This is a genomic window from Streptomyces sp. TN58 (assembly GCF_001941845.1).
Classification (GTDB): Bacteria; Actinomycetota; Actinomycetes; order Streptomycetales; family Streptomycetaceae; genus Streptomyces.
This window is the reverse complement of the sequence record NZ_CP018870.1, coordinates 6,741,205-6,756,513: the sequence shown is the minus strand read 5'-3', so window position 1 is coordinate 6,756,513 and position 15,309 is coordinate 6,741,205. Positions and strand designations below refer to the sequence as shown.

Genomic DNA, 15,309 nt, shown 5'->3' with positions numbered 1-15,309 from the left:
GATCGGATCGGGCCGGAGCGGCCCCACCCCCGAAGACGTACGGAGACGACATGGGACACGGCGGAAACGTGATCGACGAGCTGATGGCCGACCACCGGGAGGTGGAGGAGATGTTCAGCCGCGTCCAGGCCATGACCGGCGGCGGGCAGGCACTGCGTGATCTCGTCGACGAGATCACCATCGAGCTGGTGCGGCACTCGGTCGCCGAGGAGCAGTACCTCTACCCGGCGGTACGCGAGCACGTCCCCGGCGGCGACCGGATGGCGGACAAGGAGATCGAGGACCACACCCGCGTCGAGAAGATCCTCAAGCAGCTTGAGAAGACGAGCACCGACGACGCGCAGATCAGCCCGCTCCTGCAGCAGCTGATGGACGAGGTCGCCGCGCACCTCCAGGACGAGGAGAGCAATCTCTTCCCGATGCTGCAGCGAGCCTGTACCCCGCAGCAGCTCGACGACCTCGGTGACAAGATCCGCCGCGCCAAGGCCATGGCGCCCACCCGGCCGCACCCCGCGGCGCCGAGCACCCCCACGGCCAGCAAGCTCCTCGCACCGGGTGCCGGTCTCGTGGACCGGGTACGTGACTTCGTGACGGGCCGCGGCAAGTCCTGACGTCCGCCCCGGGGCGGGCGGGCCCCGGGCAAGGCAACGGGTCCGGACCCGCCCGCCCCGGCCGGAGCGACGGTGACGTGTGTCATGCCGCCCGGCCGCGGATTGCGGCTAGCCTGGTCGCCCACGAGCGGAGCGGCGCAGCTTCGCGCCGCAGCTCGCGGGCCCCGTACGGGCCAGGGCGAGCCCGCCCCCGAGGAAGCCGCCGTGTCCGCCGATCTCGCCCCCGTCATAGCCGCCGGCACGCGCTGGCTGCTGACCGCCTTCCCGCCCGGCCCGGGTGCCTTCAGCCGGGCCCTGGCCGAGGCGCAGGCCCTGCAGGCCGTCACCCTGGCCGCCGCTTTGCGGTATCCGACGCCGCTCGACGCCCAGCTGCTGCATCTCCTCGGCCCGGGCGGGAGCGCCCGGCTGGACTGGGTCACGGGCTCCGATCACGGCGGCGGAGCCGAAACCGAAGCCGATGCCGGCTGGCGGACCTGGGTGGACGAGACCGTCGTCAGCTGGGCCGCCTGCCTCCTCGCGGACCCCGCCACCGCCACCGCCGCCCACCACCGCGTCGGGCGGGGCGAGGCCGGCGAGGTCACCCGCCTCACCAGCCCCGGCGACCGCGAACACGATGCCGCGCCCCTGCTGCGCCATCCCGACCTGCTCGAACCGGTCGCGGCGCTCCACCGGAGCCCGCTGCTGGACCTGCTGGACCAGCCGGACAACGAGAGCGCCGCTTTGGGCTAGGGGCTGTCCCCCTTGGGGGTGTCCTGAGCGGGCCCGGCCCGGCGCAGCCGTTGCGCCGGGCCGGGCCTCGGTTCGCCCGCCTGAGCGGGAACGACTCGCGTCAGTTGGAGAGGGCTTCGAGGAGTTCACCGACCTGCGGGTCGGGCAGGGAGCGCGCCACGTCGGCCTGGGCGACGACACCGACCAGGGTGTGGCCGTCGATCACGGGCAGCCGGCGCACCTTGTGCTCGGCCATGGTCCGCAGGATCTCGGCGGCATCGTCGTCGGCGCCGATGGTGACCGCCTCGCCCTGGGCGAACTCGCCGGCCTTGCAGGTGGAGGGGTCCTTGCCGACACCGAGGACCTTGACGACGATGTCACGGTCGGTGAGCATGCCCTTGAGGAGTTGATCGCTGCCGCAGATCGGCAGTGCGCCCACGCCGAGGTCGGTCATCTTCTTCGCCGCGTCCAGGATGCTGTCGTCGGCACCGATACAGGTGGCGTCGGGCGTCATGATCTCGCGTGCGGTCGTCATGGTGTTCCTCCCGAGAGTCGGTCGGCCCCGGGCCGTCCCGGCGGCCTGTCACCGGGGCGCCTGCCCTCTGCCGGACTCTTCAAGCAGGCCGTCGGCGTTGCCAGGAGGACGACACGCCCTACGGCGTCTTGCGAAAGTCCGTCTGGCTCGCGGCGCCTGGCACGGCACCTCGCCGCGTTGTCGGGATCGCCCGCGTACGACCGGTACGGGAGCGACCCTCCGCCTCGCGAGGCACCTCACCGGACACCGCGAGCACCGCCCTGCGGGCGGACGCCGCCACTTTCGCAACACGCCTTGGGACGGGCTCAGCCGGCCAGGGCCACCAGCCGCCCGTACGCGAGGTGGGCCGCGCGCCGGGCGGTGAGGTGGATGTGCACGTCGGAGAGGTACTCCTTCAGGGCCGTGAACCCGGCCGTGTACGTCTCCTCCTGCTCGCCGGCGGCCGAAGGCATCCAGAAGATGAGGAGTTGCGCGTGCTTGCGGGTGCCTTCCGGGCTGGCGAAGGACAGCTCGTGCACGACCAGCCGCGGCTCGTCCGCCGGCAGGGCCTGCACCAGCTCCTCATGGGTCAGGTTGCCCTCGACCTCGGGAACCAGGTCGGCTGTTTCCGCGCGCCGCAGCGTCACCGTGTTGATCGCCCGCTTCTCCCTCAGATGCCGCAGGGCGGCCACGGAGCGTTCCGACATGCCGGTTGGTCTGCTCACGGTGCTCACCTCGGTGCCGGCCTCGACCTGGGCATCAGGTGGCAAGCGTCGTGTCACCGATGGGGGTACGACGGCGATCGGGGTCGTGCCTGCTGCACGGCTGCTGAAGGGCGTCTGTCCGCGCGGAACCGGGCGTAAACAGCAGGCCGCGGGCCCCTGGCGCGGCGTTCCTCCGGTGGTCAGGTGGCGGTTCGTTCGATCACGGTGGCGGCTCGGAGGAGGGCGGGCGCACGCTGGGCTGCGTTCCTGGGCGCCCATTTTTTTCGTCACCTTGACGATATGAGGGACCCTCGTTATCGTCGCTTTGACGAAATAGAGAAGGGGGCTCGGCATGGCCGACATCACCCGGCGCCTGGGCTGGCGCCACCTGCGCTCCGCGCCCACCGCGCACATCCGCCACCACAAGCGGGGCCGGCTCGTCCACGACGGACGGGGCCTCAGCTTCTGGTACCGGTCCCTGTCGGCGGCACTGTCCGAAGTGCCCGTGGACGACCGGGAACTGGCCATGGCCTTCCACGCCCGTACGGCCGACTTCCAGGACGTCACCGTGCAGGCCACCGTCACCTACCGGATCATCGATCCGGCGCAGGCCGCCGAGCGGCTCGACTTCTCCGTCGACCCGGACACCGGAAGCTGGCGCGGCGCGCCCCTGGAGCAGATCGCCACCCTCCTCACCGAGACCGCACAGCAGCACACCCTGGACGTACTGGCCCGCATCCCGCTGGCCGACGCCCTGGTCGACGGTGTCGCCTCCGTACGCCGACGCGTCGACGAGGGCCTCGCCGCCGAACCGCGGCTCCCGGCCACCGGCATCGAGGTGGTGGCCGTACGGGTCGTCGCGATCCGTCCCGAGGCCGAGGTGGAACGCGCCCTGCGCACGCCCGCCCGGGAGCTGATCCAGCAGGAAGCGGACCGGTCCACCTACGAACGCAGGGCCGTCGCCGTCGAGCGTGAACGCGCCATCGCCGAGAACGAACTGGCCAGCCGGATCGAACTGGCCCGGCGCGAGGAACAGCTGGTCGACCAGCGCGGCATCAACGCCCGCCGCGAAGCCGAGGAGCAGGCGGCCGCGGACGGCGTGCGGACCGAGGCCGAAGCCGCCCGCAAGGTCCGCATCGCCCGGGCGGAGGCCGAGGCGGCGCGCGAGACCGGAGCGGCACGCGCCGAGGCCCAGGCCGCCTGGCTGCGCGTGCACGGTGAAACGCACCCGGACACCCTGCACGCCCTGGCCGCGACCCGCCTGGCGGAGAACCTGCCGCGGATCGAGAGCATCACCCTCTCCCCCGACGTCCTCACCTCGCTCCTCACCAGGCTCGGCCGCCCGGACGGCGGGACGGCGGCGTGAGCCTCGCCCCGCGCGCGGTGATCGTGCACCGCAGGACCGAGTACGAGGAACTCCTCGCCCGGCACGGCACGCACGGGCAGGCCGCGTTCTTCCTCTCCAGCCGCGGCCGCTCGATCGACGAGATGGTCCGCCGCCACGACCGCACCCGCCGGGCACTGCGCGAGGTGGCGGCGGCGGTACCGCTGACCTGGCGCAGCTCCCGGGTGGAACGCGGCGACCTCGACCGCTTCCTCTTCGCCCCGGAGGACGTGATCGTCGTGGTCGGCCAGGACGGCCTGGTCGCCAACACCGCGAAGTACCTCCACGGCCAGCCGGTGGTGGGCGTCGACACCGACCCGGAACGCAACCCCGGGGTCCTGGTCCGCCACCGCTGCACCGACACGGCCGCCCTGCTGCGGGCCGCCACCGCCACCGGCGGCCGGACGGACGAACTCACCATGGTCGAGGCCGTCACCGACGACGCCCAGCGCCTCCTCGCGCTGAACGAGATCTACCTGGGCCCGCCCGGCCACCAGACGGCCCGCTACCGCCTGGGTTCCGACGGCGAGCGGGACCAGGGCGAATCGCAGGCGTCCTCCGGGGTGCTGGTGGGCACCGGCACGGGCGCCACCGGCTGGCTGCGCTCCCTCTGGCTGGAGCGCGGCAGCACCGCGGCACTGCCCGCGCCCTGCGAGGAACGGCTCCTGTGGTTCGTCCGCGAAGCCTGGCCCTCACCCGCCACCGGCACGACGAGGGTCACCGGTGAGCTCGGGCGCGGACAAGGACTGCGGCTGACCGTGGAATCCGACCGCATCGTGGTCTTCGGAGACGGAATGGAGTCCGACGCCCTGGAACTGACGTGGGGCCAGAGCGTCCGGCTGGGCATCGCGGAGACGTCCCTGCGCCTGGTGGCGTGAACCGGCCGCCCGGCCGTACGCCCCACCCCGCACACGCCGCCCGAGTCGTGGGGGCGAGGTCACCTCAGGGCGAAGAGCAGGTTGGCCGAGTCGTAGTAGTTGGGCATCTGCACCATCGCCGACCCCGGACGCGGCGGGTCGGCCTTCGGCCAGTTCAGCGGGCCCAGCAGGTGGTCGGCGTAGTGGCTCTGCGGAACCTTCGGCACGAACCAGACGCGGTACGCGCCGGGGTACCTGTCCCGCTCGAACCGCCAGAGCTGCGTCGCCCGGTCCCCGCCGGTCCGGCAGGCGCGCAGGGTGACCGCGACGGAGTTTCCGCCTCCGGAGGTCCCGTCGAGGCAGGTACCGGTTCCCGCGTTGCGGAGCTGGTGCGCGTTCTGCGAGGCGGGCAGCCGCTCCCACTTCTGACCGGCCTTCCCGGTGCACGGCTCAAGCCGCACCGGGTCTCCGCCCGAACCGCCGCTCACGCCGACACAAAGCCCCGAGGCCACGTTGACGAGGGCGGCGCCGGCAGCGGTGTTCTCCGTCGAGGGCGACGGAGCGGGCGGCGCCGCGGAGGCCGAGGAGGAAGGCCTGGGGGGCCTTGCGGCAGGGGCGGTGGCGAAGGCCGCCGACCCGATGGCCGCGATCGGTGTGGCGTCCGGGAGAGGGCCGCGCGGTACCGCGGCCGTACTGGTGGGAGCCGCGGCCTGCGGCCCGGACCCCCTGTCCTCGGAGTCGGACGGCAGCAGGACGACGGTGGCCGCCGCCCCCGCCAGGGCCGCCGCGGCGGCCCACTTCACCGCACCCGCCTTGGCGCCGGCGAACTGCGTACCGCTGAGCGTGCCCGCGGCGGCGAGCTGCGTACCGCCCCCGCCCAGGGCCGACAGGAACGAGGCGGGGTTCCACAGCAGGATGCCGCCCAGCAGCAGCACACCCAGACGGCCGTTGACATCGCGCAGGTCCCGCTCGGCCCGCGCGCAGCCGGCGCACCCCTGGAGGTGGCGGCCGAGGTCCCGGGGCAGGCGTGTGCCCGGCCGGCGCAGCCTGGCGGCGATCTGCCCGCCGTAGTGCTTGCACTCGTCGCTCGCGCTGCCGTCCAGATGGGCGCGCAGGTACGCCTCCCGTAGGCCCTCCCGTGCCCGCGCGGCGAGGGAACCGACGCCTCCCGCCGATATGCCCAGGCGCGCCGCGGTCTCGGCCGCCGGCTCGTGCTCGACGACGGAGTGCCACAGCACCGCCTGCCAGCGCTCCGGCAGCGACCGGTAGGCCTGCAGGACCAGCGATCCCTCCTCCGCCGCGCAGACGGCGTCCTCGACGTCCTCACCGTCCGATAGCTGGGCGGCCCATTCCTCGAAATCGTCCGACAGCCGCGTACGGGAGGCCTCCCGCGCCCAGGCGGCCGCCAGTCTGCGCACACAGGACAGCAGGTACGGCCGCCAGGCGTACTCGGGCCCGGCACCCCAGGCGATGGCGCGGTAGGTGCGGGCGAAGGCCTCGGCGACGAGATCCTGAGCGGTGGAGAGGTCCCGGCAGCACGTACGGGCGTACGCGAGCACTGGCGCATGGTGGCGGGCGAACACCTCGTCCATCACGTCGCTGACCGCCCTGTCGGAGTCCGAGGTGTGCCCGCGCAGCAGGGCACACAGCTCCCCGTCGCTGAGCGCTCCGAGGTCCTGTCTCCGGGCGGTACCAGGTCTGCTCAACACGTACTCCTGTGTGGGTTGCTGACGGCCCGGGCGTCGGTCCTGGGCACATCCGTCATGAGGGTGCGACGCTGCGCCCGACCGGAATTCGCGCAAGTGTGCACGCTCGCCGGGCCGCAGGCAAACGTCCGGGGAGAAAGTTGAGCCTGTCGCTCCGGATCCGCTAACGTCACGACAATCCCTGGTCAGGGCCGCTAGGATCCGCCCTCTGCTCCCCCGCGAGCGCAACCCCAGGGCCGCTTCACCCCCGGCGCGGACGCGCCGGCCAGATCCGCCGCCCGTCCTTCGGCCCGCGGGATGCCGACATCGACGCGCGCCATCACCCGGCGGGCAGCCTCGGCAAGTTCGGGTGGGCTCTACATCGCCGCCGTCCGCTCCGAGCGCTGTGCAGCACGCCCGACGAACCGCCCGCGTTCGACGCCGCGCCGCCCGAGGCCTGCGCGTCGCGCGTACACCGGCGGCATCGCCCGGCTCCGTAAGGGGCGGGTCAGGCGGTCGACGGCTGCTGGCGCCTCGTAGTCTGCCGCCATGACCGAGAAGATCCAGACGCCGACGCCCCGCGACGCCTTCGAGCTGCTCATGGCCGGCAACCAGCGATTCGTCGCCGGGGGCCCCGAACACCCCAACCAGGACGCCGCCCGCCGTACCGAAACCGCACCGTCCCAGCAGCCCTTCGCCGTGCTGTTCGGATGCTCCGACTCCCGGCTGGCCGCCGAGATCATCTTCGACCGCGGCCTCGGTGACCTGTTCGTGGTCCGCACTGCCGGCCACGTCGCCGGCACCGAGGTGCTTGGCTCGATCGAGTTCGGCGTGGCCGTCCTCAACGCGCCGCTGGTCGTCGTCCTCGGCCACGACTCGTGCGGCGCCGTCGCCGCCGCCTGCTCCGCCCTGGAGAACGGACAGACGCCGGGCGGCTTCGTCCGGGACGTCGTGGAACGGGTGACCCCAAGCGTGCTGGCAGCCCGCGCCGTCGGCCGCGTGAGCGCCGAGGAGATCCTGGCCGAGCACATCGAGCACACCGTGGACCTGCTGCTGGAACGCTCCCGCGTCCTGGCCGAGCGAGTGGCTGACGGTCGCCTCGGCGTGGTGGGCCTGTCCTACCGCCTGGCCGACGGCAGCGCCCAGTTCGTCGCCGCCCGCGGCCTCGACGTCGCGGCTCCCACCACGTCCTGACCGCCCCGCTCACCCAGAAGATCGGAGTGGCCATCGGTCCTCCGCCGAGGCCGGTCGGTGATCGGCCGGGACGGTGCGCGCAGGGGGCCGGAGGTCCCTGCCGTGGGCCAGGAGGCCTCGCGGCGGCCCATCACCGGCCGGCCGGCCACGACACCGTGGCCGAACGGCCGGGGAGACAGGGCCGATGGGCCCTCGGCGGACCGCCTCCTCCTCCCGCAGGCTGAGGACATGAAGCACGGCCGAAGCGGCCATGCCCGTCGACCGTATGGAGGCACCCTCATGACCAGCGCCATCACCGTAGGCGTGGACGGCTCCGCGGAAAGCCTCGCAGCTGCGGAGTGGGCGGCACGCGAAGCCGAACTGCGCGGTGTGCCGCTGCGTATCGTGCACGCCTGGCTGTGGCAGCCCCTGGACGTCCCCGTCGTCCAGGACCGGGAGACGCAGGCCACGTCCGCCCGCGCCGTGCTCCGCGCGGCCGAGACACACGTCGCCGACCGCCACCCGGCTCTCACGGTCACCGCCGAAGTGGTCCAGGACACCGCGGTCACGGTACTGCTGAGGGAGGCCGAAGCGGCCGAGATGCTGGTGCTGGGTTCGCGGGGGCACGGGGCGTTCGTCGGCTTCCTCCTCGGCTCCTATGGCCAGCAGGTGATCGCCGCGGCAAAACGGCCCGTGGTGTCCGTGCGCGCCGTCGACGGCCAGACGCCCCGGGCTGAGGGCGGCGAGATCGTCGTCGGCCAGCAGGGCACGCCGGAGGACGGCGACGCGGTGCTCGGCTTCGCCTTCGAGGAGGCGGCCGCACGCGGCGCGGCCCTGCGTGCGGTACGAGCCTGGACCCTGCCGCCGGTCTTCACCTACAGCCCCGGTTCACTGCTCCTCGTGGACCAGGCCGGCGGGCTGGAGCCGTTTGAGAAGAAGGCCCTGGCGGAGGCACTCGCCCCGTGGCGAGCACGGTTTCCCGACGTCCCGGTGACGGAGCACGTCGAGATCGGCAGCGCGGGACAGGTGCTGCTGTCCACCCTGTCGGACGCGCAGCTACTCGTGGTCGGCCGACGGACGCGCCGCGCGCCCGTCGGTACCCGCATCGGGTCGGTCGCCCACGCCGCCCTGCACCATGCCCCCTGCCCCGTTGCCGTGGTACCGCACGACTGACAGCTCGTCGTGGCGGGGACGAACGGCACCGCCCGGGCCGCCGAGCAGACGCCCTCCGGGTGAGAGACAAGCCCGTCAGGCATTCTCGTGAGGGTGACACGCCGCCGGAACCGTAGCGCGAAGGGACCCGGCATCCTGTTGCCGGGCCCCTTCGCGTTCTTCGTACCTCGGGAGATGCCGACCGCGGGCCCTGCTCAGCTCCGGCGGAGCACCAGGCAGCGGCTGTCTGACGAGTCCGCATCCACGTGTGTGGGACCGGCGTCAGCCTCGTGGCCGGCCTTCCCCTTCGGCCGGACCGCCCTGGCCCTCACGGGCAGCCAGTGCCTGGGTGGCGATGACGGCGGCCTGCACCCTACGCTCCACGCCCAGCTTGGCCAGAAGCCGGGAGATGTTGTTCTTGACCGTCTTCTCCGCCAAGTACAGCTTCTTGCCGATCTCCCGGTTGGTCAGTCCCTCCCCCACCAGCGCGAGGATCTCCCGCTCCCGGTCCGTCAGGCCGGGCAGGCCCTGCGACCGCTCTTCATGGGGCGCTCCGCCACGAAGCCGGGCCATCACCCGTGCCGTGGCGCCGGGGTCCAGCATGGACTGGCCGGAGGCGACCGTACGCACCGCAGTGACCAAATCCGTGCCCGTGATCTGCTTGAGGACGTAGCCGGACGCACCGGCCATGATCGCGTCGAGCAGCGCCTCCTCGTCGTCGAAGGACGTCAGCATCAGACAGGCCAGGTCGGGCATACGGGAGCGAAGCTCCCGGCACACGCTCACTCCGTCCCCGTCCGGCAGCCGCACGTCGAGGATGGCGACCTGCGGGCGCAGTGCGGGCACCCGTACCAGCGCCTGCTCCGCTGTGCCCGCCTCACCCACCACCGTCAGATCGGGCTCGGCGTCCAGGAGGTCGTGCACGCCGCGACGCACCACCTCGTGGTCGTCGAGAAGGAAGACCCTGACCGGCTCCTTCTCGGTGAGGGTGCCGCTGCTGTCCGTCATCACACACTCCGTGTTCGCCGAGTTCTCCCGCCCCTGGGGGCTCCCCACGCATCCTGCCGCGCGAGCGGGACCGTAGCCCAGGGCCGGATGGCCCTCATACAGCCGGGGACTGGACCTGTAGACCGTTGCGCGCGTCGAGGCTGATCCGGTCTTCCGAACCGCCGGCAACCGGCACGGCCGAGAGGGTCCGTTCGGCCCTACCGGGCGAGCGTGGGAGGGGAGACGCTGGCCGGAGGCGGCGAAGCCGTCCGGGGCCGAGCCGGAGCAGAAGGTGAGCACGATGAAGGACGAAGCCGCGCGTGCCACGGTGGACGACCACCGTGAGGCGGTGGCGCCGCGACGAATGGGACAGCTCGGCCGTGCCGAGGCCCTGCGGCTGCTCGGCAGTATCTCGTTCGGGCGCATCGTCTTCACGCATCAGGCACTGCCGGCCATCCGCCCGGTCAACCATGTCATGGACGGCGATGACATCATCATCCAGTTGCACGGCGGCGCCACGCTCGCCTCCATCGTGACGCCCACCCAGGCCGCAGGTGTCGTGGTGGCCTACGAGGCTGACGTCATCGACCCCGAGACGCACCTCGGCTGGAGCGTTGTGGTCACCGGATATGCCCGCCGGGTCACCGAGGAGAGGGAACTCGCGCGTTTCACCGCCCGTCTGCGCCCGTGGGCGCAACACCCCTCCACACCAACCGCGTTGCGCATCCGGCCGGACCTGGTGACGGGCATGCAGTTCACCGTTTAGGGGCCTGCCTGTCGCGCGGATTGCCGAGTTCCGCGACGGCACACGCCCCGAGCACCGGGACTGCGGGCACCCGCTGCACGGTGCCCCCTCAGAAGGATGGCGGCAGACCGGCCACCGTCCGCCGTCCCACCCGGGAGGATCGGATGCGCTCCGGCTGAGGAACCGGCGGTCACCCAGCGGGGCCGGAGACAAGAGGCGCGCGCCACACCACCCGGCTGCCTCCCTCCTCGGGGCAGACGATCTCCAGGGCGCCGCCCACGCTGCGCGCCCGCTCCTCAAGATTGCTCAGGCCGCTGCGCCTGCCGTCGGCGGGGATGCCACAGCCGTTGTCCGTGACGGTGAGGACGACCTCTTCGGAGGTGGCCTGGAGGGTGACCTCGACCCGGGTGGCGCGGGCGTGGCGGGCGGCGTTGCTGAGCGTTTCGGTCAGGGCTGCCGTGACATGATCGGCCACCTGCGGCGGTACGTCCGTGTCGAGCAGGCCCTCCATGCTCAAACGGGGTGGGAATCCGAGCGTGGTCGCCATCTCGCCGACGGTGCGGGCGACCCGTGCACGCAGGCTCGGCCCGGTGTCCTCCTCGCGGGTGCGCAGGCCGAAGATGGTGGAGCGAATGATCTTGATGGTTTCGTCGAGGTCCCCGACGGCCCGCGAAACCCGTTCGGCGGCGCCCTCGTGCTGCACGAGTCGCGCCGCGCTCTGCAGGGTCATGCCGGTCGCGAACAGCCGCTGGATGGCCAGGTCGTGGAGGTCACGGGCGATGCGGTCGCGGTCCTCCAGAAGGGCGAGCTGCTCGGCGTCGCTGCGGCGCTCGGCCAGCTCCAGGGCGAGCGCCGCCTGTCCGGCGAAGGCCAGCAGCGGATCCAGCTCTGCTTCGGTGAAAGCCGGGTCTCCCTGCTGCCGGGCCAGCAACAGGACACCGCGGGTGTCCTTGGCGGCTGTGCCCAGGGGCACGGCTACCGCAGGGCCCAGCCCGTCGAAGCGGCGGGGGCCGGCGGCGTACCGGTCGTCCTGCGCGAGGCCGACGGTGGTCACAGGCGCGCCGGACTTGTACGCGGCGCCGGAAAGGGTGCCCTCGACCGGGACCATCAACCCGTTGCGGGTGGTGTCATCCGCTCCGACGGCCAGTTCCACGATCAGGCCGTCCGTCCCGGCGACGGGCACGGAGACGTCAGCGAGCGCAGCCCCCGTGATCTCCTGGGCGCGGCAGGCGATGAGCTCCAGCACCGCCAGCCGCGGGCTGCCGGAGAGGAGGCTGTTGGTGATCTCCGCGCTTGCCCGGAGCCAGCGCTGCTGCCGCTGCGACGCCTCGTACAGGCGCGCGTTGTCGATGGCGACACCGGCGGCGACGGACAGCGTGGAGATCACCGACTCGTCCTCGGCATCGAAGTCCACACCCCCGTGCTTGTCGGTCAGATAGAGATTGCCGAAGACCTCGTCGCGCACCCGGATGGGCACGCCCAGGAAGGTGCGCATGGGCGGGTGGTGGGCAGGGAAACCGTAGGACGCCTCATGGGCGCCGAGGTCCGTCAGGCGCAGCGGCTCGGGTTTGCGGATGAGTTCACCCAGGATGCCGTGTCCGGCCGGCAGCGGGCCGATCTCCGCGATCTCCTCCTCGGTGAGGCCGACGGTGAGGAACTGCGACAGGGTCCGGCCGTCCGGCCCGATCACTCCAAGCGCCGCGTACTGGGCGTCGACGAGCAGCGCGGCGGCTTCCACGATGCGCCGCAGCACCTGGGAGAGGTCCAGTTCGCGGCCGACCGAGACGACCGCCTCCAACAGGCTGTGTACCCGGTCCCGGGTGCCGCGCGCCGCGTTGATGCGCGCCTGCAGTTCCTCCAGCAGCTCGTCGAGCCGCATCTGGGGCATCCGCGACAGCGGCTCTTCCACGCCCAACTGCGCCTCCTCCGTCGATCATCCGCCCTTACCATGACAGCCTAACGGCCGAGCGGACGGCCCCGAGCGTAGATCAAGGGCAGTGGCCGGGGCCCGGCCTGATTCTGGCGGCGGGACTGCTGCGCTGTACGCGGGCAGGCGGCGACGGCTCCCGTACGTGCCGCGCGTCGGGGGAGGCTGCGCCAGGGGGCCTCGGCGGCCTGTCGAGACATCCAGTGGTGTACGACGCCGACGAGGGGATCATGCCGACTGCCGGCCGTTGTTCCAGCTCCAATCGGTGACCTCGGGTAGGTCGGTGCCGTGTTCGCGGATGAAGGCGTGGTGGCGGGTGCGGGCGTCGGCCATGGCCTGGCGCACGCCCACAGCTCGTACAGCCAGGCCGGGCACGCGGTCGATCACGTCCATGACGAGGCGGTAGCGGTCGAGGTCGTTGCGTACGACCATGTCGAAGGGGGTCGTGGTGGTGCCCACCTCCTTGTAGCCGCGTACGTGCAGGTTCGGATGGCCGGCGCGGCGGTAGGCGAGACGGTGAACGAGCCAGGGGTAGCCGTGGTAAGCGAAGATCACCGGCTTGTCCCGGGTGAACAGGGCGTCGTACTCCCGGTCGGTCATGCCGTGCGGGTGCTCCTCGTGGGGCATGAGACGGGTCATGTCGACGACGTTCACCACACGTACGACGAGCTGAGGGAGATGGTGCCGCAGCAGGCCGGCCGCCGCGAGGACCTCTTGGGTGGGGACGTCACCGGCACAGCCCAGGACGACGTCCGGTTCGCAGGTTCCGTCCTCGGTACCCGCCCACTCCCACACTCCGGCTCCGCGGGCGCAGTGGGCGCGGGCGTCGTCGAGGGAGAGCCAGTCGAAGCAGGGCTGCTTGCCGGCGACGATCACGTTCACCTGGTCTCGGCTGCGCAGCGCGTGGTCGGCGACGGTCAGCAGGGTGTTGGCGTCCGGCGGCAGGTAGACGCGGACGACCTGGGGGCTCTTGTTGAGGACGTGGTCGACGAATCCGGGATCCTGGTGGGAGAAGCCGTTGTGGTCCTGGCGCCACACGTGGGACGTGAGCAGGTAGTTGAGGGAGGCGACAGGTGCGCGCCAGTGCAGGGCGCGGGAGGTCTTGAGCCACTTGATGTGCTGGTTGACCATGGAGTCGACGATGTGGACGAAGGCTTCGTAGCAGGAGAACAGCCCGTGACGTCCGGTCAGAAGGTAACCCTCCAGCCAGCCCTGGCAGGTGTGCTCGGAGAGGATCTCCATGACCCGGCCGTGCCGGTCGAGGTGCTCGTCGGTGGCCAGTTGCGGTTCCTGCCAGGCTTTGCCGCTCGCTCCGTACACGGCCTGGAGGCGGTTGGAGGCGGTCTCGTCGGGGCCGACGAGACGGAAGTCGCGGCGCTCGCCGGTGGCGGCCATGACGTTCTCCAGCAGGTCTGCGAGTACCGCGGTGGGCTCGTGGAGGGTCTCGCCTGGCTGGTCCACGGGCACGGCGAAGCGTTCGAGCCGGGGCAGGGGGAGGTCCCGTAGAAGCAGGCCGCCGTTGGCGTGGCGGGTCGCACCGAGCCTCCGTACTCCCTCCGGGACGCATTCCAGTACCTGGGGGCTCGGCCGGCCGGTCTGGTCGAAGAGCTCCTCAGGACGGTACGAACGCAGCCACGCTTCCAGCTGGGCCCGGTGGCCGTCGTCGTCGCGGACGCCCGCCAGGGGCACCTGGTGGGCACGCCAGGTGCCCTCGACGGGGACGCCGTCGACCGTGGCGGGTCCGGTCCAGCCCTTCGGCGTGCGCAGGACGATCACCGGCCAGCGCGGCCGTCCGACGGGGGCGCCGGTCCGGGCTTGCTGCTGGATGCGCCGGATGCGGTCGAGGGCCGTGTCCATCGTGGCGGCCATGGCCCGGTGGACCTGGTGCGGGTCGTCGCCGGTGACGTGCAGGGGGTCGTGGCCGTAGCCGCGCAGCAGTTGGTCGAGTTCCGCCTCCGGGAGGCGGGCGAGCACGGTGGGGTTCGCGATCTTGTATCCGTTGAGGTGGAGGACGGGCAGGACCGCTCCGTCGTGGACGGGGTCGAGGAACTTGTTGGAATGCCAGGAGGCGGCGAGCGGCCCCGTCTCCGCCTCACCGTCGCCGACGACGCATGCCACCAGCAGGTCCGGGTTGTCCAGGGCGGCGCCGTAGGCGTGTGACAGGGAGTAGCCCAGTTCGCCGCCCTCGTGGATCGAGCCGGGGGTTTCGGGCGCCACATGGCTCGGCACACCGCCGGGGAAGGAGAACTGCCGGAACAGCCGGGCCATGCCGTCCTCGTCGCGGCTCACGTCGGGGTAGATCTCGCTGTAGCTGCCTTCCAGCCAGGAGTTGGCGAGGACGGCCGGCCCGCCGTGTCCGGGCCCCCAGACGCACAGCGCGTCGACGCCGTACCGCTTGATGACGCGGTTGAGGTGGGTGTGCACGAGGTTGAGGCCCGGGGAGGTGCCCCAGTGTCCGAGCAGCCGCGGCTTGATGTGCGCCGGTTCCAGCGGCTTCTTCAGCAGAGGGTTGTCCATCAGGTAGATCTGGCCGACCGACAGGTAGTTGGCGGCCCTCCAGTGCGCGTCGAGCGCACCGAGCTCCTGGTCGGTCAGCGGTACGCCTTCAGAGCGCTCGTCCTCGCGCATGCTTCCTCCGTCGTGTGTGGTCGCGGGCGGCAAGCGGGGCGCCGGGCCGGCGTGGCCGAGGCGTGCGACATCCCGCGTCACAGGAATGCGAACCGCCTGACCGCCCAGCCGGCATGCGCCCCTCCCGATTTCCACGGGCACTGGTCCCGATGGCCGTAAGTGCGCCTGCCGTCCAAGACGCTGGCACAGCAGAAGCGTCGTGGTAAGGGCCGGATGGGTCACTTCGCAGTTCCC

The 15,309-nt window shown here is 72.1% G+C and carries 13 protein-coding genes; 7 read left to right on the top strand and 6 right to left on the bottom strand.

Going from position 1 to position 15,309, the window contains the following annotated elements:
• Positions 1 to 50 precede the first annotated feature (50 nt).
• Together BSL84_RS30580 and BSL84_RS30575 are read left to right on the top strand one after the other, a co-directional pair.
• Positions 51 to 611: a hemerythrin domain-containing protein gene (locus tag BSL84_RS30580; RefSeq protein ID WP_045321117.1), complete on the top strand. Its 561-nt coding sequence runs from the start codon at positions 51 to 53 to the stop codon at positions 609 to 611.
• A gap of 204 nt (positions 612 to 815) precedes the next feature.
• Positions 816 to 1,340 (top strand): hypothetical protein, encoded by a 525-nt coding sequence (locus BSL84_RS30575; protein ID WP_045321118.1) that lies wholly within the window; start codon positions 816 to 818, stop codon positions 1,338 to 1,340.
• Positions 1,341 to 1,440: 100 nt separating this feature from the next.
• Here BSL84_RS30575 and BSL84_RS30570 read toward each other — a convergent pair whose 3' ends face one another.
• Both BSL84_RS30570 and BSL84_RS30565 read right to left on the bottom strand, forming a co-directional pair.
• On the bottom strand, positions 1,441 to 1,854 hold the full coding sequence (locus BSL84_RS30570; protein ID WP_030037321.1) for a CBS domain-containing protein: 414 nt from the start codon (positions 1,852 to 1,854) through the stop codon (positions 1,441 to 1,443).
• 305 nt (positions 1,855 to 2,159) lie between these two features.
• On the bottom strand, positions 2,160 to 2,558 hold the full coding sequence (locus BSL84_RS30565) for a cofilin family protein (RefSeq protein WP_030037322.1): 399 nt from the start codon (positions 2,556 to 2,558) through the stop codon (positions 2,160 to 2,162).
• 331 nt (positions 2,559 to 2,889) lie between these two features.
• Here BSL84_RS30565 and BSL84_RS30560 point away from each other — a divergent pair, with 331 nt between their 5' ends.
• Both BSL84_RS30560 and BSL84_RS30555 read left to right on the top strand, forming a co-directional pair.
• Positions 2,890 to 3,903 (top strand): SPFH domain-containing protein, encoded by a 1,014-nt coding sequence (locus tag BSL84_RS30560; protein WP_045321125.1) that lies wholly within the window; start codon positions 2,890 to 2,892, stop codon positions 3,901 to 3,903.
• Positions 3,900 to 4,799, top strand: a complete 900-nt coding sequence (locus BSL84_RS30555; protein ID WP_030026747.1) for an inorganic polyphosphate kinase — start codon at positions 3,900 to 3,902, stop codon at positions 4,797 to 4,799. Before BSL84_RS30560 ends, BSL84_RS30555 begins: the two co-directional genes overlap by 4 nt.
• Before the next feature lie 59 nt (positions 4,800 to 4,858).
• Here BSL84_RS30555 and BSL84_RS30550 read toward each other — a convergent pair whose 3' ends face one another.
• A complete protein-coding gene (locus tag BSL84_RS30550; protein ID WP_075971675.1) occupies positions 4,859 to 6,484 on the bottom strand; it encodes a sigma-70 family RNA polymerase sigma factor in 1,626 nt (541 codons plus the stop codon).
• Positions 6,485 to 7,012: 528 nt separating this feature from the next.
• Here BSL84_RS30550 and BSL84_RS30545 point away from each other — a divergent pair.
• Both BSL84_RS30545 and BSL84_RS30540 read left to right on the top strand, forming a co-directional pair.
• The gene (locus tag BSL84_RS30545; RefSeq protein ID WP_075971674.1) at positions 7,013 to 7,657 is read left to right on the top strand and encodes a carbonic anhydrase; all 645 of its coding nucleotides are present in this window, start codon (positions 7,013 to 7,015) and stop codon (positions 7,655 to 7,657) included.
• A gap of 279 nt (positions 7,658 to 7,936) precedes the next feature.
• On the top strand, positions 7,937 to 8,809 hold the full coding sequence (locus tag BSL84_RS30540; RefSeq protein ID WP_045321127.1) for a universal stress protein: 873 nt from the start codon (positions 7,937 to 7,939) through the stop codon (positions 8,807 to 8,809).
• A gap of 261 nt (positions 8,810 to 9,070) precedes the next feature.
• On the opposite strand, the gene BSL84_RS30535 is transcribed toward BSL84_RS30540, so the two are convergent.
• Entirely contained in the window at positions 9,071 to 9,796 is a 726-nt protein-coding gene (locus BSL84_RS30535; protein WP_030026752.1) for a response regulator, read from the bottom strand.
• 280 nt (positions 9,797 to 10,076) lie between these two features.
• On the opposite strand from BSL84_RS30535, the gene BSL84_RS30530 reads away from it, so the two are divergent.
• Positions 10,077 to 10,541 carry a pyridoxamine 5'-phosphate oxidase family protein gene (locus tag BSL84_RS30530; RefSeq protein ID WP_030026754.1) on the top strand — a complete coding sequence of 155 codons (465 nt, stop codon included), beginning with the start codon at positions 10,077 to 10,079 and terminating at the stop codon, positions 10,539 to 10,541.
• Positions 10,542 to 10,710: 169 nt separating this feature from the next.
• Here the strand turns inward: BSL84_RS30530 and BSL84_RS30525 are convergent, their stop codons facing one another.
• Both BSL84_RS30525 and BSL84_RS30520 read right to left on the bottom strand, forming a co-directional pair.
• Positions 10,711 to 12,435: a GAF domain-containing sensor histidine kinase gene (locus BSL84_RS30525; RefSeq protein WP_030026755.1), complete on the bottom strand. Its 1,725-nt coding sequence runs from the start codon at positions 12,433 to 12,435 to the stop codon at positions 10,711 to 10,713.
• Positions 12,436 to 12,675: 240 nt separating this feature from the next.
• Positions 12,676 to 15,075 (bottom strand): phosphoketolase, encoded by a 2,400-nt coding sequence (locus BSL84_RS30520; protein ID WP_075971673.1) that lies wholly within the window; start codon positions 15,073 to 15,075, stop codon positions 12,676 to 12,678.
• Positions 15,076 to 15,309: the final 234 nt, after the last annotated feature.

Excerpts from the sequence above, each read along its gene's own strand:
- BSL84_RS30580 (WP_045321117.1), top strand. The coding sequence starts at position 51 with ATGGGACACGGCGGAAACGTGATCGACGAGCTGATGGCCGACCACCGG.
- BSL84_RS30570 (WP_030037321.1), bottom strand. The coding sequence starts at position 1,854 with ATGACGACCGCACGCGAGATCATGACGCCCGACGCCACCTGTATCGGT.
- BSL84_RS30560 (WP_045321125.1), top strand. The coding sequence starts at position 2,890 with ATGGCCGACATCACCCGGCGCCTGGGCTGGCGCCACCTGCGCTCCGCG.
- BSL84_RS30545 (WP_075971674.1), top strand. The coding sequence starts at position 7,013 with ATGACCGAGAAGATCCAGACGCCGACGCCCCGCGACGCCTTCGAGCTG.
- BSL84_RS30540 (WP_045321127.1), top strand. The coding sequence starts at position 7,937 with ATGACCAGCGCCATCACCGTAGGCGTGGACGGCTCCGCGGAAAGCCTC.
- BSL84_RS30535 (WP_030026752.1), bottom strand. The coding sequence starts at position 9,796 with ATGACGGACAGCAGCGGCACCCTCACCGAGAAGGAGCCGGTCAGGGTC.
- BSL84_RS30530 (WP_030026754.1), top strand. The coding sequence starts at position 10,077 with ATGAAGGACGAAGCCGCGCGTGCCACGGTGGACGACCACCGTGAGGCG.
- BSL84_RS30520 (WP_075971673.1), bottom strand. The coding sequence starts at position 15,075 with ATGCGCGAGGACGAGCGCTCTGAAGGCGTACCGCTGACCGACCAGGAG.